Here is a 19,019-nt window from a genome sequence, read left to right as displayed (position 1 = left end):
GAGCCCAGGGCCCCCCTGGAGTCCTGCGCCAGCCTCACATAAGCTCTTCACAAGGCTCGCGCATCATCCTTACGCTTGGGTCTCGCTCGCTGTATCCGGGCTCTTGCGCATCTAACGGACATATGCAAGAGATGCAGATCACAGTGAAGTGAACGTAACCATCGAAGGGGTTCGAAGGTCTAAGTTGACGATGTCGGAAAGCGTCTTGGGGGGCGCTGACTGGCATCTGAGGATGTCTTGGGGGACTTCCTCAGAGGTGCGTTGCCGGGACACGTACTCCGGGGAGCTTTGAGCGGCCCTCCCGTCCGTGCGCTGTCCCGGCAGACCGCACACTGGAGTAGTACGAGGAGTTTTGCTCGTTCTGCTCAACCGCAGTACCAGCAGTTCGCAAGACAGCGATTCAGGCGCTGTCTTCTCACAGACGCCCGGCCGGATCCCGTGGGGGGAATCCGCACCGGGACATGGGAAGGCGCCCTGTACGCCGGCCCGTGGGGGGACCGGCGGCAGGGCGCCTTCCGTTTTCCGTCTTCCTCACGAGCCCCGACGCCCCACAGGAGCGCGGCCCGGACTCAGGGACGCCAACGGGGGGCACCGCCGAAACGGCACCCCCCCCACCAACAGATTTCAGCGCTCCTCGACCGGAACGACATCGCGCTCGACGACGCCCGCGCCGTGCCGACCCGGGGGACGCTCCCCGGACCCCTGGGCTCCCGGCCGCGGACCGGACCCACCGCACCCCATGACGGGACGGGGCCGGCAGGCACCTCCGGAGCCACGCCGGCGGATTCCGGCGGCGAAGAAGCACGGCCGGTGACGGGGCACCGCCTGAACGGCGCCCCCACCGGCAGGTGTCAGCGCTCCTCGACCGGAACGAAGTCCCGCTCGACGACGCCCGTGTAGATCTGGCGGGGGCGGCCGATGCGGGAGCCGGGCTCCTTGATCATTTCGTGCCACTGGGCGATCCAGCCCGGAAGGCGGCCGAGGGCGAACAGGACCGTGAACATCTCGGTCGGGAAGCCCATGGCGCGGTAGATCAGGCCGGTGTAGAAGTCGACGTTCGGGTAGAGGCTGCGCGAGACGAAGTAGTCGTCGGAGAGCGCGTGCTCCTCCAGCTTCAGCGCGATGTCCAGCAGCTCGTCGGACTTGCCGAGGGCCGAGAGGACGTCGTGCGCCGCCGCCTTGATGATCTTCGCGCGCGGGTCGAAGTTCTTGTACACCCGGTGGCCGAAGCCCATCAGGCGGACGCCGTCCTCCTTGTTCTTCACCTTGCGGATGAAGGAGTCGACGTCGCCACCGGTGGCCTGGATGCCCTCCAGCATCTCCAGCACCGACTGGTTGGCGCCGCCGTGCAGCGGGCCCCACAGGGCGGAGATGCCGGCGGAGATCGAGGCGAACATGTTCGCCTGCGAGGAGCCGACCAGGCGGACCGTGGAGGTCGAACAGTTCTGCTCGTGGTCCGCGTGCAGGATGAGCAGCTTGTCCAGCGCGGAGACGACGACCGGGTCGAGCTCGTAGTCCTGCGCCGGCACCGAGAACGTCATGCGCAGGAAGTTCTCGACGTACCCGAGGTCGTTGCGCGGGTAGACGAACGGGTGACCGATCGACTTCTTGTACGCGTACGCGGCGATCGTCGGAAGCTTGGCGAGCAGCCGGATCGTCGAGAGGTTGCGCTGGTTCTCGTCGAACGGGTTGTGGCTGTCCTGGTAGAACGTGGACAGCGCGGAGACCACCGACGACAGCATGGCCATCGGGTGGGCGTCCCGCGGGAAACCGCGGTAGAAGTTCTTGACGTCCTCGTGCAGCAGGGTGTGCTGCGTGATGTCGTTCTTGAACGAGGTGGCCTCGTCGACGGTCGGCAGCTCACCGTTGATCAGCAGGTAGGCGACCTCCAGGAAGGTGGAGCGCTCGGCCAGCTGCTCGATCGGGTAGCCGCGGTACCGGAGGATGCCCGCCTCGCCGTCGAGGTACGTGACGGCGGATTTATAGGCGGCGGTGTTTCCGTATCCGCTGTCCAGCGTCACCAGACCGGTCTGGGCACGGAGCTTCCCGATGTCGAAGCCCTTGTCGCCGACGGTGCTGTCGATCACCGGGTAGGTGTACTCGCCGTCGCCGTACCGCAGTACTACAGAGTTGTCGCTCACGTCATCCCTCACCGACGTTGTGCCTCTTCTTCGAGGTTGCCCTGACTGTCTCTACCATCCCCCATTTGGCGCAGAAGAGTGCACTCGGGGTCGGCCGTTGGGCTTGTCGGCGGCACTGAGTGCCGCCAACTTGCTCATCCTGCCCCTCCTCGACCCGCTTCCGGAAGAGCTCTGTGACCCACATGACTCATTTGATCGATCATTTTTTGCGGTCACCGCCCCGAGAGCCGGAAATCGAGTGCCGTGCAGCGCCGTCCGGCGGACACCGTGCGGACCGCCTGTCCGATCGCCTTGCGTGAACCCACGAGGACGACCAGCTTCTTCGCCCGGGTGACCGCCGTGTAGAGCAGGTTCCGCTGAAGCATCATCCAGGCGCTGGTGGTGACCGGGATCACCACGGCCGGATACTCGCTCCCCTGGGACCGGTGGATGGTCACCGCGTACGCGTGGGCCAGTTCGTCCAGCTCGTCGAACTCGTACGGCACCTCCTCGTCCTCGTCCGTCAGGACCGTGAGGCGCTGGTCGACCGGGTCGAGCGAGGTGACCACGCCCACGGTGCCGTTGAAGACACCGTTGGTGCCCTTCTCGTAATTGTTGCGAATCTGGGTGACCTTGTCTCCGACCCGGAAGACCCGGCCGCCGAACCGCTTCTCGGCCAGCTCGGGGCGCCCCGGGGTGATGGCCTGCTGGAGCAGGCCGTTCAGGTTGCCGGCGCCCGCGGGGCCCCGGTGCATGGGGGCGAGGACCTGGATGTCCCGGCGCGGGTCGAGGCCGAACTTGGCCGGAATGCGCCGGGCCGCCACATCCACGGTGAGGCGGCCGACCTCCTCCGTGTCGTCCTCGACGAAGAGGAAGAAGTCCTTCATGCCGTCGGTGACGGGATGCTGACCGGAGTTGATCCGGTGCGCGTTGGTCACCACGCCGGACTGCTGGGCCTGCCGGAACACCCGGGTGAGGCGCACGGCCGGGATCGGGCCGCCCTCGGCGAGCAGGTCGCGCAGCACCTCCCCGGCGCCGACGCTGGGCAGTTGGTCGACGTCCCCGACGAACAGCAGGTGCCCGCCCGGGGGTACGGCCTTCACCAGCTTGTTGGCGAGCAGCAGGTCCAGCATGGAGGCCTCGTCGACCACCACCAGGTCGGCGTCCAGCGGGCGGTCCTTGTCGTAGGCCGCGTCACCGCCGGGCTTGAGCTCCAGCAGCCGGTGGACGGTGGAGGCGTCGGCGCCGGTGAGTTCGGCGAGGCGCTTGGCGGCGCGGCCGGTGGGGGCGGCCAGCACGACCTTGGCCTTCCGCGCGCGGGCCAGCTCCACGATCGAGCGGACCGTGAAGGACTTGCCGCAGCCGGGGCCGCCGGTGAGGACGGCGACCTTCTGGGTGAGGGCGAGCCGGACGGCGGCCTCCTGCTCGGGGGCCAGCTCCACGCCCGTACGCCCCTTCAGCCAGCCCAGCGCCTTGTCCCAGGCCACGTCCTGGAAGCCGGGCATCCGGTCCTGGTCGGTGCGCAGGAGGCGCAGCAGCTGGGCGGAGAGGGAGAGTTCGGCGCGGTGGAAGGGGACGAGGTAGACGGCGGTGACGGGCTCGGAGCCGTCCGGCCCGGGGACCTTCTCCCGGACGACACCGGGCTCACCGGAATCCTCGTCGGGCCGGGTCAGTTCGGCCAGGCACTCGATGACCAGGCCCGTGTCGACCTGCAGCAGCTTCACCGCGTCGGCGATCAGCCGCTCCTCGGGGAGGTAGCAGTGGCCCTGGTCGGTGGACTGCGAAAGGGCGTACTGGAGGCCCGCCTTGACGCGCTCCGGGCTGTCGTGCGGGATGCCGACGGACTGGGCGATCTTGTCCGCGGTGAGGAAGCCGATGCCCCAGACGTCGGCGGCCAGCCGGTAAGGCTGGTTCTTCACCACGGAGATGGAGGCGTCGCCGTACTTCTTGTAGATGCGGACCGCGATCGACGTGGACACCTCGACGGTCTGGAGGAAGAGCATGACCTCCTTGATCGCCTTCTGTTCCTCCCAGGCGTCGGCGATCTTCTTGGTGCGCTTGGGGCCGAGGCCGGGAACCTCGATCAGCCGCTTCGGCTCCTCCTCGATGATCTTGAGGGTGTCCAGGCCGAAGTGCTGGGTGATGCGGTCGGCGAAGACCGGGCCGATGCCCTTGACCAGGCCGGATCCGAGATAGCGGCGGATGCCCTGGATGGTGGCCGGCAGGAGCGTCGTGTAGTTCTCCACGGTGAACTGCTTGCCGTACTGCGGGTGCGAGCCCCAACGGCCCTCCAGGCGCAGGGACTCGCCGGCCTGAGCGCCGAGCAGCGCGCCGACGACCGTGAGGAGATCGCCGCCGCCGCGTCCGGTGTCGACCCGGGCGACCGTGTAACCGCTCTCCTCGTTGGCGTACGTGATCCGCTCCAGTACGCCTTCCAGCACGGCGAGTCGCCGCTCCCCGCTCCCCGCACTCCCCGATTCCTGGGCCATGATCCGACGTTACCGCCCGGCACCGACAGACCGGGGCGGGCCGGGGGACGCAGCGGCCCGCACGAGGCCGACGCCGGGTACCGCGATCGCGTGACCGAGCGGCGCCCACGGCCCGGGAAGGCGACGGCCGGCGCACTCGTGCGCAGGACCTCAAGCCGCGCCCGGACCATCCCTCAGATCTTGCGGCTCACACAGATCCCGTAGATCACGCGGATCGCGGAGGCCGCCAAGACGGCCCGGCTCGGCCCGGCAACCGCGGTGCCGTCCGCCGTCCACCCCGTAGAGCCCCACCGCACCCACCACACCCGTCCGTGCCCGCCCGCGCCCGCGTTCACCCGGCGGGCGAGATCACGTGGGAGCGCCGCCGGAGACCGCCGGGCGCCCGGCGGCACGCCCGACCGCCGCGCGCTCCTCGCCTCCCGTCTGGACCGGCCCGGAGGACCCCGCGACATCACGATCCGGTCTCGGGGTCTTGTGAACTGTCGTGTAATCGATTCCAATCCTCGGTACACGAGGTCGTGTAATCGATTCCACGAGGAGGTGGAGCGGCGATGGCGAGCATCAAGGACGTCGCTGCCGAGGCGGGGGTTTCCGTCGCCACGGTGTCGCGGGTCCTGAACGACCATCCGTCGGTCAGCGCCGACGCACGCGCACGCGTGCTGGCCGCCGTCGCGGCGCTGGGCTACCGCCCGAACGCCGTCGCCCGTTCCCTGCGCACCGACCAGACCCACACCCTCGGCCTGGTCATCAGCGACGTGATGAACCCGTACTTCACCGAGCTGGCCCGCTCCGTCGAGGAGGAGGCCCGCGCGCTGGGCTACAGCGTCATCATCGGCAACGCCGACGAGCGGCCGGACCTCCAGGACCACCACGTGCGGAACCTGCTGGACCGCCGGATCGACGGTCTCCTCGTCTCCCCCACCGACGGCGGCTCGCCGCTGATGCTCGATGCCGTGCGCGCGGGCACGCCGATGGTCTTCGTGGACCGGTGGATCCCGGGCGTCGAGGTGCCGGTGGTGCGGGCGGACGGGGGGACCGCCGTCCGGGATCTCGTGGCCCATCTGCACGGACTCGGTCACCGGCGGCTCGCGATCATCGCGGGCCCGGCGGCGACCACCACGGGCCAGGAGCGGGTGGCGGCCTTCAGGGAGGCGCTGCACGCGTACGGGCTCGACCTTCCCGACGCCTACATAGGGCAGGGCGACTTCCAGGCCGACAGCGGACGGCGGGTCACCGAGGGCTTCCTCGCGCTGGCCGAGCCGCCCGAGGTCGTCTTCGCGGCCGACAACCTGATGGCGCTCGGCGCGCTGGACGCGATCCGCGCGCGCGGGATGCGGGTTCCCGAGGACATCGCGCTGGCCGCGTTCGACGACATCCCCTGGTTCGTGCACACCGATCCGCCGATCACCGCGATCGCCCAGCCCACGGGCGAGCTGGGGCGGGCCGCCGTGCGCGCGCTCGTCGACCGCATCGAGGGGCGGCCCCCCGAGTCCGTCACCCTCCCCGCCCGTCTCGTCGTACGCCGCTCGTGCGGCGAGCCTCCGGCTTCCTCAGAGCCGTCCCCCGTAACGAACAGGAGCCAGCCGTGAGCAACCTGGACGAGTTGCTGCGCATCGAGGGCATACGAAAGACCTTCCCCGGCGTGGTGGCGCTCGACGGCGTCGACTTCGACCTGCGCCGGGGCGAGGTGCACGTGCTCCTCGGTGAGAACGGCGCGGGCAAGAGCACCCTCATCAAGATGCTCTCCGGCGCCTACACGCCCGATGGCGGGCGGATCCTGGCCGGCGGCGAGGAGGTGCGCATCCATGGTGCGCAGGACTCCGAGCGCCTCGGGATCGCCACCATCTACCAGGAGTTCAACCTCGTACCCGATCTGACGGTCGCCGAGAACATCTTCCTGGGGCGCCAGCCGCGCCGCCTCGGGATGATCGACCGCAAGAGGATGGAGGCGGACGCCGCCGTCCTCCTGGAGCGCGTCGGTGTGAACGTGTCGCCCCGCGCGCGGGTGCGTGAACTCGGTATCGCGCGCCTTCAGATGGTCGAGATCGCCAAGGCGCTGAGCCTCGACGCACGTGTGCTGATCATGGACGAGCCGACCGCCGTGCTCACCTCGGACGAGGTCGAGAAGCTGTTCTCCATCGTGCGCACGCTGCGCGAGGAGGGCGTCGGGATCGTGTTCATCACGCACCACCTGGAGGAGATCGCCGCCCTGGGGGACCGCGTCACGGTCATCCGGGACGGCAGGTCGGTCGGGCAGGTCCCCGCCGACACGCCCGAGGACGAGCTCGTACGCCTCATGGTGGGCCGGTCGATCGAGCAGCAGTACCCGCGGGAACGGGCCGCCCTGGAGGGCACGGACACGGCCGCGTTGCTCACCGTCGAGGGGCTGACCCGGGACGGGGTCTTCCAGGACGTGACCTTCGAGGTGCGGGCCGGCGAGGTCGTCGGCATCGCGGGGCTGGTCGGCGCCGGCCGTACCGAGGTCGTGCGGGCCGTGTTCGGGGCCGACCCCTACGACCGGGGGGCCGTGAAGGTCGCGGGCGCGGTGCTGCGACGGCACGACGTGAACGCCGCCATGGTGGCCGGGATCGGGCTGATCCCCGAGGACCGCAAGGGCCAGGGCCTGGTGCTGGACGCCTCCGTCGAGGAGAACCTCGGCCTGGTGACCATGCGGGCCGCGACCCACGGCGGGCTCGTCGACCTCAAGGGGCAGCGCGCCGCCGCCGCCCGGATCGCCGGGCAGCTCGGCGTGCGGATGGCCGGACTCGGCCAGCACGTACGGACGTTGTCCGGCGGCAACCAGCAGAAGGTCGTCATCGGCAAGTGGCTCCTCGCCGACACCAGGGTGCTGATCCTCGACGAGCCCACGCGCGGGATCGACGTCGGCGCCAAGGTGGAGATCTACCAGCTGATCAACGAACTGACGGCCGCCGGTGCCGCCGTCCTGATGGTCTCCAGCGATCTGCCCGAGGTGCTCGGTATGAGCGACCGGGTGCTGGTGATGGCCCAGGGCCGGATCGCGGGCGAACTCCCCGCCGGCGAGGCCACCCAGGACGCCGTGATGGCGCTCGCCGTCAGCAACCCCCACACCAACCCCACCACGGACAAGGAGGCCTCCGGTGGCCACTGACACGCTCAAGGGCAGGACGGGCACGGGTGGCGCCTCCGGCGGCCTGCGCCGGCTCCTGCTCGACAACGGCGCCCTGACCGCGCTGATCGTCCTCGTCATCGCCATGTCGGCGCTCTCCGGCGACTTCATGACGACCGACAACCTCCTCAACGTCGGCGTCCAGGCGGCCGTGACCGCCATCCTCGCCTTCGGCGTCACCTTCGTGATCGTCTCGGCGGGCATCGACCTGTCGGTGGGCTCGGTGGCGGCCCTGTCGGCCACCGTCCTCGCCTGGAGCGCCACCTCGCAGGGCATGCCGGTGGTCCTGGCGGTCGTCCTCGCCGTCGCGACCGGCATAGCGTGCGGCCTGGTCAACGGCTTCCTGATCTCGTACGGCAAACTCCCGCCGTTCATCGCGACGCTGGCCATGCTCTCGGTGGCCCGCGGCCTCTCCCTGGTCGTCTCGCAGGGCTCGCCCATCGCCTTCCCCGACTCGGTCTCCCACCTCGGCGACACCCTCGGCGGCTGGCTGCCGGTGCCGGTGCTCGTGATGGTCGCCATGGGCCTGATCACGGCGTTCGTGCTCGGCCGGACGTACATCGGCCGCTCGATGTACGCGATCGGCGGCAACGAGGAGGCGGCCCGCCTCTCCGGTCTGCGGGTGAAGAAGCAGAAGCTCGCCATCTACGCGTTCTCCGGCCTGTTCGCCGCCGCCGCGGGCATCGTGCTCGCCTCCCGGCTGTCCTCCGCGCAGCCGCAGGCCGCGCAGGGCTACGAACTCGACGCCATCGCCGCCGTCGTCATCGGTGGCGCCTCCCTCGCGGGCGGCACCGGCAAGGCGTCCGGCACCCTGATCGGCGCGCTGATCCTGGCGGTGCTGCGCAACGGCCTGAACCTGCTGAGCGTGTCCGCGTTCTGGCAGCAGGTCGTCATCGGTGTCGTGATCGCGCTCGCCGTCCTGCTCGACACGGTACGGCGGAAGGCGGGGGCGACCCCGGTGGCGGCCGGTACGGGCGCCGGCAAGGGCCGGCAGGCCGCGACCTACCTCCTGGCGGCCGTGGTCGCGGCGGCGGTCGTCGGGGCCATGTCCTTCCTGCACAACGGTTCCTCGGGAGCGAAGAGCCAGAAGATCGGGCTGTCGCTCTCGACGCTCAACAACCCGTTCTTCGTGCAGATCCGGACCGGTGCGCAGGCGGAGGCCAAGAAGCTGGGCGTCGACCTGACGGTCACCGACGCGCAGAACGACGCCTCCCAGCAGGCCAACCAGCTGCAGAACTTCACCAGCGAGGGTCTCGGCACGATCATCGTCAACCCGGTGGACTCCGACGCGGTGACCCCGGCGGCGAAGGCCGTCAACAAGTCGGACATCCCGCTGGTCGCCGTCGACCGCTCGGTCAACAACGCGGACACCGCCGCGCTCGTCGCCTCCGACAACGTCACCGGCGGCAAGCTCGCCGCCAGGTCGCTCGCCGAGAGGCTCGGCGGCAAGGGCACGATCGTCATCCTCCAGGGCCAGGCGGGCACCTCCGCCAGCCGGGAACGCGGCTCGGGCTTCGCCGAGGGCCTCAAGGCCTACCCGGGCATCGAGGTCGTCGCCAAGCAGCCCGCCGACTGGGACCGCACCAAGGGCCTGGACGTCATGACGAACCTCCTCCAGTCCAACTCCGACATCGACGGCGTCTTCGCGGAGAACGACGAGATGGCCCTCGGCGCGATCAAGGCGCTGGGTTCCAAGGCGGGCAAGTCCGTCCAGGTCGTCGGATTCGACGGCACCGAGGACGGTCTCACGGCCGTCAAGGCGGGCACGCTGTACGCGTCGGTGGCGCAGCAGCCGACGGAACTCGGCAGGATCGCGGTGCGGAACGCGGTGAAGGCCGCCGAGGGGGACAAGGTCGCGAAGTCGGTGATGGTGCCGGTGAAGGTGGTCACCAAGGAGAACGTGGCCGGGTTCACGGGCTGAGATCCGCACATCGCCTACCAGGGGAGCAACCTCATGTACGACTACGACCTCCTGGTCGTGGGGTCGGCCAACGCCGACCTGGTGATCGACGTCGAACGACGTCCCGGGGCCGGAGAGACGGTCCTCGGCTCCGACCTGGCCGTCCACCCGGGCGGCAAGGGCGCGAACCAGGCCGTCGCCGCGGCCCGGCTCGGCGCCCGTACGGCCCTGCTGGCCCGGGTCGGCGACGACGCGCACGGCAGGCTGCTGCTCGACTCGCAGCACGCGGCCGGCGTCGACACGGTGGGCGTCCTGGTGGGCGGCGCGCCGACCGGGGTCGCGCTGATCACCGTCGACCCGTCGGGCGACAACAGCATCGTGGTCTCGCCGGGCGCCAACGGCCGGCTGACGCCGGGCGACGTGCGGGCGGCCCGCTGTCTGTTCCACGCCTCCCGTGTGGTGTCGACGCAGCTGGAGATCCCGCTGGAGACGGTCCTGGAGGTCGTACGGAACCTGGCGCCGGACAGCCGCTTCGTGCTGAACCCGTCGCCGCCACGGCCGCTCCCCCCGGAGATCCTGGCCGCCTGCGACCCGCTGATCGTCAACGAGCACGAGGCGAAGGTCATCCTGGGCGACGCCTGTGTGAGCGACGTACCGGAGGACTGGGCGCGGATCCTGCTCGCCAAGGGCCCGCGGTCGGTGGTGGTGACGCTGGGCGCGGAAGGCTCACTGGTGGCGTCCTCGCGGGGAATCGCGCGGGTGGCGTCGGTGAAGGTGGAGGCCATGGACACGACCGGTGCGGGAGACGCGTTCACGGCGGCGCTGGCGTGGCGGCTGGGGACGGGTTCCGCACTGGCCGAGGCGGCGGCGTACGCGTCGCGGGTCGGGGCGGCGGCCGTGACCCGGCGGGGCGCCCAGGAGTCGTTCCCGACGGCTGAGGAGGTGGCCGCGCTGTGAAGAGGGCCGGGATACTCAACCGTCATCTCGCCGGTGCGCTGGCCGAGTTGGGCCACGGGCACGGGGTGCTGGTGTGCGACGCCGGCATGCCGGTCCCCGACGGCCCGCGCGTGGTCGACCTGGCCTTCCGGGCGGGGGTGCCGTCCTTCGCCGAGGTACTGGACGGACTGCTCGCCGAGCTGGTCGTGGAGGGTGCGACGGCGGCGACGGAGATCCGGGACGCCAACCCGGAGGCCTCGGCCCTGCTGGACACCCGCTTCCCCACGCTGGCCCTGGTCCCGCACGAGCGGCTCAAGGAGCTGTCGGCGGGGGCGCGGCTGGTGGTACGGACGGGGGAGGCGCGGCCGTACGCGAACGTGCTGCTGCGGTGCGGGGTGTTCTTCTGAAGCGCGCGGTGTGCGAAACCTTCGAGGGGGCCAGGTCCGTCGACCTGGCCCCCTCGGGTTTTCCCCTCCACATCAGAACCCCCGCGATCCCCCCGGATCCCCCTCCGAGAAGTCCTGATGCCATGTACGACAGGGCAGGTGGGGAAAGGGTTGTACGGGATTCCAGATTTTTTTTCCGGTCCCCGCCCGTCACGCAGTGGCCGCTAGCGGATCACGTGCTCCACGAAGCGGGACGCGGTCTCGGCCAGTACCTCGCGGCCGTCCCGGGCCCACAGGCCGTCGTTGAAGAGTTCGACCTCGATGGGGCCGGTGTAGCCGGCCGCCTCCACGTACGCCTTCCACTCCCGCATGTCGATCGAGCCGTCGCCGATCTGGCCGCGGCCGTTGAGGACGCCCTCGGGCAGAGGGGTGGTCCAGTCGGCGAGCTGGAAGGTGTGGATGCGGTCGCCGGCGCCCGCCCGGGCGATCTGCGCGGGCGCGCTGTCGTCCCACCAGATGTGGTACGTGTCCACCGTGACGCCGACCTGGTGTGCGGGGAAGCGTTCCGCGAGGTCCAGGGCCTGGGCGAGGGTGGAGACGACACAGCGGTCGGCGGCGTACATGGGGTGGAGGGGCTCGATGGCCAGTTTCACGCCGTGCTGCTCGGCGTAGGGGCCGAGGACGGACAGGGCGTCGGCGATGCGTTCGCGGGCGCCGTGCAGGTCCTTGGAGCCGGCCGGCAGGCCGCCGGAGACGAGGACGAGGGTGTCGGTGCCCAGCGTGGCGGCCTCGTCGATCGCCCGGCGGTTGTCGGCCAGGGCCGCCACACGCTCGTCCGGGTCGAGGGCCGTGAAGAAGCCGCCGCGGCACAGGGTCGTGACGGCGAGGCCCGCGTCGCGGAGCAGCTTCGCCGTCGCCTCCACGCCGTACGACTGGACCGGGTCCCGCCAGAGGCCGACGCCCGGCACGCCCAGCTCCAGGCAGGCGTCGACCAGTTCGGGGATCGACAGCTGCTTGACCGTCATCTGGTTGATGGAGAAGCGGGAGAGGTCCGCGGTGCTCACTGGTTCACTCCGTACAGGGACAGCAGGTTCTTCATGCGCTCCTCCGCCAGCTTCGGGTCCGGGAACAGGCCCAGGCCGTCGGCGAGTTCGTAGGCGCGGGTGAAGTGCGGGAGGGAGCGGGCCGACTGGAGGCCGCCGACCATCGTGAAGTGGCTCTGGTGGCCCGCGAGCCACGCCAGGAACACCACACCCGTCTTGTAGAAGCGGGTGGGCGTCTGGAAGAGGTGGCGGGAGAGGTCGACCGTCGGGTCCAGCAGTCCCCTGAAGCCCGCCGTGTCACCCGTGTCGAGGACCCGGACCGCCTCCGCGGCCAGCGGGCCCAGCGGGTCGAAGATGCCGAGCAGGGCGTGGCTGAAGCCCTGTTCGTCGCCCGCGATCAGCTCGGGGTAGTTGAAGTCGTCGCCCGTGTAGCAGCGCACGCCCTGCGGGAGCCTGCGGCGCAGGTCGACCTCGCGCTGGGCGTCCAGGAGGGAGACCTTGATGCCGTCGACCTTGTCGGGGTGGGCGGCGATGACCTCCAGGAACACGTCCGTCGCCGCGTCGAGGTCCTTCGACCCCCAGTAGCCCTCCAGCGCCGGGTCGAACATCGGGCCCAGCCAGTGCAGGATCACCGGCTCGGCGGACTGGCGCAGGAGATGGCCGTAGACGTCGAGGTAGTCCTCGGGGCTGGTGGCCGCGGCGGCCAGGGCCCGGGAGGCCATCAGGATCGCCTGCGCGCCGGACTCCTCCACCAGCGCGAGCTGCTCCTCGTAGGCCGCCCGGACCTCCTCCAGGGTGCCGGAGGCGATCTGGTCGGTGCCGACGCCGCAGGCGATGAGGCCGCCGACCGACCTGGCCTCGGCGGCACTGCGGCGGATCAGCTCGGCCGCGCCCGCCCAGTCCAGGCCCATGCCGCGCTGGGCGGTGTCCATGGCCTCGGCGACACCGAGGCCGTGGGACCACAGGTGGCGGCGGAAGGCGAGGGTGGCGTCCCAGTCGACGGCGGCGGGCCCGTCGGGGGTGGCGTCCGCGAACGGGTCGGCCACGACGTGCGCCGCCGAGAAGACCGTACGGGAGGTGAAGGGGGCGCCGGAGGTGACGGCGAGGGGTTCGGGGCGGGGCTCGTAGGTCCGCAGCCCGCCCTGGAGGTCGGGGAGTCGGATGGTCACAGCGTGATCTCCGGTACGTCGAAACGGCGGCCCTCGGCCGACGACTTCAGGCCCAGCTCGGCGAGCTGGACACCGCGGGCGCCGGCGAGGAGGTCCCAGTGGTAGGGGGCGTCGGCGTAGACGTGCTTGAGGAAGAGCTCCCACTGGGCCTTGAAGCCGTTGTCGAACTCGGCGTTGTCGGGCACTTCCTGCCACTGGTCGCGGAAGACCTCGGTGGCCGGGATGTCCGGGTTCCAGACCGGCTTGGGGGTGGCGGACCGGTGCTGGACACGGCAGTTGCGCAGGCCCGCGACCGCGGAGCCCTCGGTGCCGTCGACCTGGAACTCGACGAGTTCGTCGCGGTTGACGCGGACCGCCCACGAGGAGTTGATCTGGGCGATGGCGCCGCCGTCGAGCTCGAAGATGCCGTAGGCGGCGTCGTCGGCGGTGGCGTCGTAGGGCTTGTCGTTCTCGTCCCAGCGCTGCGGGATGTGGGTGGTGGCGATGGCCTGGACGGACTTCACCCGGCCGAACAGCTCGTGGAGCACGTACTCCCAGTGCGGGAACATGTCGACAACGATGCCACCGCCGTCCTCGGCGCGGTAGTTCCAGGAGGGGCGCTGGGCGCTCTGCCAGTCGCCCTCGAAGACCCAGTAGCCGAACTCGCCGCGGATGGAGAGGATCCGGCCGAAGAAGCCGCCGTCGATGAGGCGCTTCAGCTTGAGCAGGCCGGGGAGGAAGAGCTTGTCCTGCACGACACCGTGCTTGATGCCGGCGTCCTTGGCGAGGCGGGCCAGCTCCAGGGCGCCGTCCAGGCCGGTCGCGGTGGGCTTCTCGGTGTAGATGTGCTTGCCCGCGGCGATCGCCTTCTGGAGCGCCTCCTCGCGGGCGGAGGTCACCTGGGCGTCGAAGTAGATGTCGACGGTGGGGTCGGCGAGGACCGCGTCCACGTCCGTGGAGATGTGCTCCAGGCCGTGCTGGTCGGCGAGCGCGCGCAGGGCGGACTCGCGGCGGCCGACCAGGATCGGCTCGGGCCACAGCACGGTGCCGTCACCGAGGTCGAGGCCGCCCTCCTCCCGCAGGGCCAGAATGGACCGGACCAGGTGCTGGCGGTAGCCCATGCGCCCGGTGACGCCGTTCATGGCGATACGCACCGTCTTGCGTGTCACGTCGTTCCCTTTCGTAGGCCTACTGATGAGCGTCACAGCAAGCGCTTTCTACTGATGAGAAGCTAGCCTCTGAGCAGCGGTCTGGACAAGACCGCGGCAGGGTCGAGTTGTTCGAGGGGGCGAACATCGGGGGCCGGGGGCTTTATGGTCTGCTCGACATGCCTGTACATCCTGGGAACCGTGGGCCGGGACGGCCTGTCTACGACCAGGACGGTCCGACCGTGTCGCCGCAGGGCGACACGCGACGACCGTACGGCGACGTACACCCCCGTACGGCGACGTACACCACGTACGACGTACGCCCACGCACCACCACGTACAACGAGGTACGACGAGATGCGCGACCGGAGGACGACGACATGACGGTGACCCTGGCGGACGTGGCGGCCCGCGCCCAGGTCTCCCCCGCGACGGTGTCGCGCGTGCTCAACGGGAACTACCCCGTCGCGGCCTCCACCCGGGAACGGGTGCTGCGGGCCGTGGACGATCTGGACTACGTGCTGAACGGCCCGGCCAGCTCCCTGGCCGCGGCCACCTCCGACCTGGTCGGCATCCTGGTGAACGACATCGCCGACCCCTTCTTCGGGATCATGGCGAGCGCGATCCAGGCCGAGATCGGCGGACCGGGCGGGCGTGCCGGGGGCGAGCGGCTGGCGGTCGTCTGCAACACCGGGGGCTCCCCGGAGCGCGAGCTGACCTATCTCACCCTGCTCCAGCGGCAGCGGGCGGCGGCGGTCGTGCTCACCGGCGGCGCCGTGGAGGACGTACCGCACGCGGCGGCCATGTCCTCCAAGCTGCGCAAGCTCGCCGACGCGGGGACGCGCGTGGTGCTGTGCGGGCGGCCACCCGCGCCGGAGACCCAGGCCATCGCGCTGACCTTCGACAACCGCGGGGGCGGACGGGAACTCACCGAGCACCTCATCGGGCTCGGGCACCGGCGGCTGGGCTACATCGCCGGGCCCGAGGAACGCACGACGACCCGGCACCGCCTTGAGGGCCACCGGGTGGCACTGGCGGCCCACGGCATCGAGGAGGACCCCCGGTGGACGGTGTGGGGCCGCTACGACCGCCAGTCGGGCTACGAGGCCACGCTGGAGCTGCTGCGGCGGGATCCGTCGCTGACGGCCGTGGTCGCCGCGAACGACTCCGTCGCGCTGGGGGCGTGCGCGGCCCTGCGGGACTCCGGGCTGCGGATCCCGGACGACGTGTCCGTGGCCGGGTTCGACGACCTGCCCTTCAGCATCGACGCGGTGCCCTCCCTCACGACGGTTCGGCTGCCGTTGGCGGAGGCGGGGGCCCGGGCCGGGCGGATCGCGATGGGGCGGGAGGAGCCGCCGCCGGGAGGGATCTCCACGGTCCGGGGGGAGCTGATGGTGCGGGGGTCTTCGGGGGCGCCGCGGGACTGAACGGGCCGTTGGTGACCGTTGACGGCCGTTGACGGCCGCCGCATCCACCGGCGTCACAGGTTCCTCCTCGTCGCCGAGGAACCCCACCGTTCCTTCGGAAAGGACCTGATCGGCCAGGACTGGCGCCTGGACCTCACCCGCACCGGCGAGTGAGAGTGGGGACCATGAAACTGGCGTTCTCCACCCTCGGTGTCCCCGGCCTGCCCCTCTCCGACGTGCTGCGGCTCGCGACCACCCACGGCTATCACGGGGTCGAACTGCGCGCGGATCCGGAGGAGCCGGTCCATCCCGGTCTCGATCTCGCCCGGCGGGCGGAGGTGGTCGCCGAGTTCAAGGCGGCGGGCGTGGAGGTGCTGGGGATCGCGGGATACGCGCGGGTCGCGGCGCCGGGGGACGACGCCGTCGTGATCGAGGAGATCCGCAGGCTGCTGGACCTGGCCCGTGACGTGGGCGCCCCCTTCGTCCGGGTCTTTCCCGGCGCGGCACCCGAGCAGAGCCGGGAGGAGGCCGACGCCACGGCCGCCCGGCGGCTGGGCACGGCCGCCGAGTACGCCGCCGGCCTCGGCGTCCGGATCCTGCTGGAGACCCACGACTCGCACCGCACCGGCGCCGACGCGATCCGTGTCCTCGGCCCGGTCGGCCACCGTCACGTCGGCGCGCTCTGGGACGTCATGCACACCTGGCTGGGCGGCGAGCAGCCCTCGGAGACCTACGCGGCCCTCTCCCCGTTCCTCGGCTACGTCCAGGTCAAGGACATCGCCTCGGCCGAGGACACCACCCCGCTCCGGCTCGGCGCCGGGGTGCTCCCCCTCACCGAGTGCGTCGACGTGCTGTCCCGCAACGGCTGGGACGGCTGGCTGTGCTGGGAGTACGAGAAGCGGTGGTACGAGGCGGCGGCCCCGCTGTCCGACCTGCTGGGCGCGGGCCACGACCACCTGGCACGGCTGCTCAACGAGTCGGCGTAGAGCGGGAATCCGCGGACGTCAGGCCTCCCGGACCGTGAGCTTCGCCGTCGGGTCGAGGCACCAGTCCAGTACGGCCGGCCAGGGTCCGTACCCGGCCGGGAGGTCGAGGTGGCCGGCGCCGGGGAGGATGTCGGTGGGGATGCCGAGCGGGTCGCCGTAGAGCGGCCCGACCCCCTCCGCGCAGTGCGGGTCGTCGTCGCCGGCGACCAGGCGGGTGGGCCCGGGCAGGGTGAAGTCCAGGGGCGGCGGGACGAAGGTGACGACCTCCGGGTAGCCGGCCACCACCACGGGGGAGGGCGGGGCGACCAGGAGCACCCGGTCGATGTCCGCGAGGCCCGGCATGCCCCGGGCGGCGGCGTGCAGCCACATCAGGGCGGACGCGCTGTGGGCGAGGACGACCCGCTCCCCCGTGCGGTCGAGGTCGGCCAGGTGGCCGGTCAGCTCGGCCAGCCAGACGTCCAGGTCGGGGTCGTCGGGATCCGGCAGCTGGGGGTAGACGACCTGGTGGCCGAGTGCGGTGAGCCGGTCGGCGAGCCAGTGCTGCCAGTGGTCCTCGGGCCGGTGGTTCTGCCAGCCGTGCAGGATGAGGTAGGCGGTCATGGCCCGATCGTCCCCGATCCCCTTCCTCCAGGTCCAGTTAATCTTTTACGGTGGAACAGGTAAGCGAGACCTTCACCGTCGATCTGCGCCGGCTGACCGTCCTGCGGGAGCTGCGGCGCCGGGGCAGCCTGGCGAGGACGGCCGAGGCGCTGCGGCTGACGCCCTCGGCGGTCTCCCAGCAGCTCGCGGCACTGGCCCGGGAGGCAGGCGTACCGCTGACGGAACGGGACGGCCGGGGGGTACGGCTGACCGGGCAGGCCCGTGTCCTGCTCGCCCACGCCGACCTCATCGCCGCCCAGCTGGAGCGGGCGCGGGCCGACCTGGCGGCGTACGAGACGGGCGGCCGGGGCGCGGTGACGATCGGCTGCTTCTCCAGCGGCATCCTGGGGCTGCTGCCGGCCGCGTTGGGCACCCTCGGCGAGCGTCTCCCCCACGTCCGCGTCGACGTCGTGGAGGCGGAACCGCCCAACCTGTTCACCGCGCTCGACGCGGGCGAGGTCGACGTGGCGGTGGCGGTGGACTTCGCGGCGGCGCCACCGCACACCGACCGCCGCTACAGCCGCGTCGACCTCCTCGCGGACGTCCTGGACCTCGCCGTCCCGGCCGGCCACCGCCTCGCCGGTCGGGGCGGCCCGGTGGCGCTGCGGGAGTTGGCGACCGAGGCGTGGATCGTCGGGGACGCGCGGAGCTGCTGCGGTGCGGTGGCGCGGGCGGTCTGCGCGGCGGCGGGCTTCACCCCGGACATCCGGCACGCGGTCGACGACTGGGGTGCGCTGGCCGCGCTGGTGGAGGCCGGACACGGCGTCGCCCTGATCCCCCGCCTGGCCCGCCCCCTCTACGCCCACCGCCGCGTGACCCTGCTGACGACGGAGGGGGACCCGCCGGCCCGGAACGTCTTCGCGGCGGTGCGGGCGGGGGCGGAGGGGGATCCGGTGTTGCGGGCGGTACGGGAGCAACTGGCGGCATCCGCGGCGGAGTTGCCAGGCGGGGCGCCCCTCGGATCCAGCAGCCGGACGGTCGGTCCCACCAGGTGAACGGCGGGTCGCCCAGCATCTCGGGGGCCCCACGGCCCGCTACCCGCGCGCCAGGAACCCCGCCACCCGCTCCTCCAGCCGCCCCCGGCACGCCGGCCACTCCGTCGCCGTGAGAGAGAAGATCGCGGAGTCCCGGAGGTGGTTCTCCTCGCCCGGGGCCCAGGAGCGGGACCAGTTGCGCAGGACGCCCTCGAAGCGGGCGCCGACGCTCTCGATGGCGGCCCGGGAGCGGGCGTTGCGGGCGTCGGTCTTGAGGTCGACGCGGGCGACGCCCCACTCTTCGAAGGCGTGGCGGAAGAGCAGGAGTTTGGCCTCGGCGTTGATGCCGGTGCCCTGGGCGGAGCGGGCGAGCCAGGTGAAGCCGACCTCGACGGCGTCGAGGTGGTCGTCCGCCAGCCAGCAGCGGGGCTCCCAGTAGGCCGTGACGCCGACCGCCCGCCCGGTGCGGGTCGAGATCTGGGCGTAGGGCGCGAGGATTCCCGTGGCCGCGCGGGCGAGCTGCGCGGTGACGTAGTCGTCGAGCTCGGCGGCGCGCGGGACCCAGGTGAACGCGTAGGTTCCCCGGTCCTGCTCCGCCGCCACCGCCAGGTCGGCCGCGTGCCGCCGCTCCAGCGGTTCCAGGCGGACCAACGCCCCCTCCAGGAGCGGCCCTTCAAGCTTGTAGCCCACTCTCGC

General features: G+C 71.4%; 15 protein-coding genes and 1 pseudogene. 9 read left to right on the top strand and 7 right to left on the bottom strand.

Going from position 1 to position 19,019, the window contains the following annotated elements; genetic code table 11:
- Positions 1-851 precede the first annotated feature (851 nt).
- On the bottom strand, positions 852-2,141 hold the full coding sequence (locus tag ACZ5VD_RS02140; RefSeq protein WP_468550501.1) for a citrate synthase: 1,290 nt from the start codon (positions 2,139-2,141) through the stop codon (positions 852-854).
- Between the two features lie 212 nt (positions 2,142-2,353).
- Complete coding sequence (gene recD2, locus ACZ5VD_RS02135) at positions 2,354-4,609, bottom strand: SF1B family DNA helicase RecD2 (RefSeq protein ID WP_468680235.1); 2,256 nt, start codon at positions 4,607-4,609, stop codon at positions 2,354-2,356.
- Between the two features lie 551 nt (positions 4,610-5,160).
- Here recD2 and ACZ5VD_RS02130 point away from each other — a divergent pair.
- Genes ACZ5VD_RS02130 through rbsD form a run of 5 tightly spaced genes read left to right on the top strand, consistent with a single transcriptional unit; the run spans position 5,161 to position 11,000 of the window.
- Positions 5,161-6,198 carry a LacI family DNA-binding transcriptional regulator gene (locus ACZ5VD_RS02130; protein ID WP_468680233.1) on the top strand — a complete coding sequence of 346 codons (1,038 nt, stop codon included), beginning with the start codon at positions 5,161-5,163 and terminating at the stop codon, positions 6,196-6,198.
- Positions 6,195-7,739: a sugar ABC transporter ATP-binding protein gene (locus tag ACZ5VD_RS02125; RefSeq protein ID WP_468550504.1), complete on the top strand. Its 1,545-nt coding sequence runs from the start codon at positions 6,195-6,197 to the stop codon at positions 7,737-7,739. The genes ACZ5VD_RS02130 and ACZ5VD_RS02125 overlap by 4 nt, the downstream gene beginning before the upstream one ends.
- Positions 7,729-9,678: an ABC transporter permease/substrate-binding protein gene (locus tag ACZ5VD_RS02120; protein WP_468550505.1), complete on the top strand. Its 1,950-nt coding sequence runs from the start codon at positions 7,729-7,731 to the stop codon at positions 9,676-9,678. Before ACZ5VD_RS02125 ends, ACZ5VD_RS02120 begins: the two co-directional genes overlap by 11 nt.
- A 33-nt stretch (positions 9,679-9,711) precedes the next feature.
- Positions 9,712-10,614 (top strand): ribokinase, encoded by a 903-nt coding sequence (locus tag ACZ5VD_RS02115; protein WP_468550506.1) that lies wholly within the window; start codon positions 9,712-9,714, stop codon positions 10,612-10,614.
- Positions 10,611-11,000, top strand: coding sequence for a D-ribose pyranase (gene rbsD / locus ACZ5VD_RS02110; RefSeq protein WP_468550507.1), 390 nt, complete (start codon positions 10,611-10,613; stop codon positions 10,998-11,000). The genes ACZ5VD_RS02115 and rbsD overlap by 4 nt, the downstream gene beginning before the upstream one ends.
- Positions 11,001-11,203: 203 nt before the next feature.
- On the opposite strand, the gene ACZ5VD_RS02105 is transcribed toward rbsD, so the two are convergent.
- Genes ACZ5VD_RS02105 through ACZ5VD_RS02095 form a run of 3 tightly spaced genes read right to left on the bottom strand, consistent with a single transcriptional unit; the run spans position 11,204 to position 14,339 of the window.
- On the bottom strand, positions 11,204-12,004 hold the full coding sequence (locus tag ACZ5VD_RS02105; protein ID WP_468550616.1) for a sugar phosphate isomerase/epimerase family protein: 801 nt from the start codon (positions 12,002-12,004) through the stop codon (positions 11,204-11,206).
- A gap of 35 nt (positions 12,005-12,039) precedes the next feature.
- A complete protein-coding gene (locus tag ACZ5VD_RS02100) occupies positions 12,040-13,191 on the bottom strand; it encodes a dihydrodipicolinate synthase family protein (protein WP_468550508.1) in 1,152 nt (383 codons plus the stop codon).
- Positions 13,188-14,339, bottom strand: a complete 1,152-nt coding sequence (locus ACZ5VD_RS02095; RefSeq protein ID WP_468550509.1) for a Gfo/Idh/MocA family protein — start codon at positions 14,337-14,339, stop codon at positions 13,188-13,190. Before ACZ5VD_RS02095 ends, ACZ5VD_RS02100 begins: the two co-directional genes overlap by 4 nt.
- A 359-nt stretch (positions 14,340-14,698) precedes the next feature.
- Between ACZ5VD_RS02095 and ACZ5VD_RS02090 the strand changes: the two genes are divergently transcribed.
- The 3 genes and pseudogenes from ACZ5VD_RS02090 to ACZ5VD_RS02080 all read left to right on the top strand — a co-directional run bounded on the left by ACZ5VD_RS02090 (position 14,699) and on the right by ACZ5VD_RS02080 (position 16,710).
- Positions 14,699-15,745 (top strand): LacI family DNA-binding transcriptional regulator, encoded by a 1,047-nt coding sequence (locus ACZ5VD_RS02090; RefSeq protein ID WP_468550510.1) that lies wholly within the window; start codon positions 14,699-14,701, stop codon positions 15,743-15,745.
- Between the two features lie 36 nt (positions 15,746-15,781).
- Positions 15,782-15,898, top strand: a pseudogene (locus tag ACZ5VD_RS02085) (MarR family transcriptional regulator); the annotation flags it as partial.
- A gap of 11 nt (positions 15,899-15,909) precedes the next feature.
- Positions 15,910-16,710, top strand: coding sequence for a sugar phosphate isomerase/epimerase family protein (locus tag ACZ5VD_RS02080; RefSeq protein ID WP_468550511.1), 801 nt, complete (start codon positions 15,910-15,912; stop codon positions 16,708-16,710).
- 18 nt (positions 16,711-16,728) lie between these two features.
- Here ACZ5VD_RS02080 and ACZ5VD_RS02075 read toward each other — a convergent pair whose 3' ends face one another.
- Complete coding sequence (locus ACZ5VD_RS02075) at positions 16,729-17,310, bottom strand: RBBP9/YdeN family alpha/beta hydrolase (RefSeq protein ID WP_468550512.1); 582 nt, start codon at positions 17,308-17,310, stop codon at positions 16,729-16,731.
- A gap of 50 nt (positions 17,311-17,360) precedes the next feature.
- On the opposite strand from ACZ5VD_RS02075, the gene ACZ5VD_RS02070 reads away from it, so the two are divergent.
- Complete coding sequence (locus tag ACZ5VD_RS02070) at positions 17,361-18,344, top strand: LysR family transcriptional regulator (protein WP_468680231.1); 984 nt, start codon at positions 17,361-17,363, stop codon at positions 18,342-18,344.
- Positions 18,345-18,383: 39 nt separating this feature from the next.
- On the opposite strand, the gene ACZ5VD_RS02065 is transcribed toward ACZ5VD_RS02070, so the two are convergent.
- On the bottom strand, positions 18,384-19,013 hold the full coding sequence (locus ACZ5VD_RS02065) for a GNAT family N-acetyltransferase (protein ID WP_468680229.1): 630 nt from the start codon (positions 19,011-19,013) through the stop codon (positions 18,384-18,386).
- Between the last annotated feature and the right edge of the window lie 6 nt (positions 19,014-19,019).

It is taken from the genome of Streptomyces sp. NPDC032822, assembly GCF_055578825.1.
The sequence above is the reverse complement of the archived record's forward strand: the minus strand, read 5'-3'. Positions and strand labels throughout refer to the sequence as shown.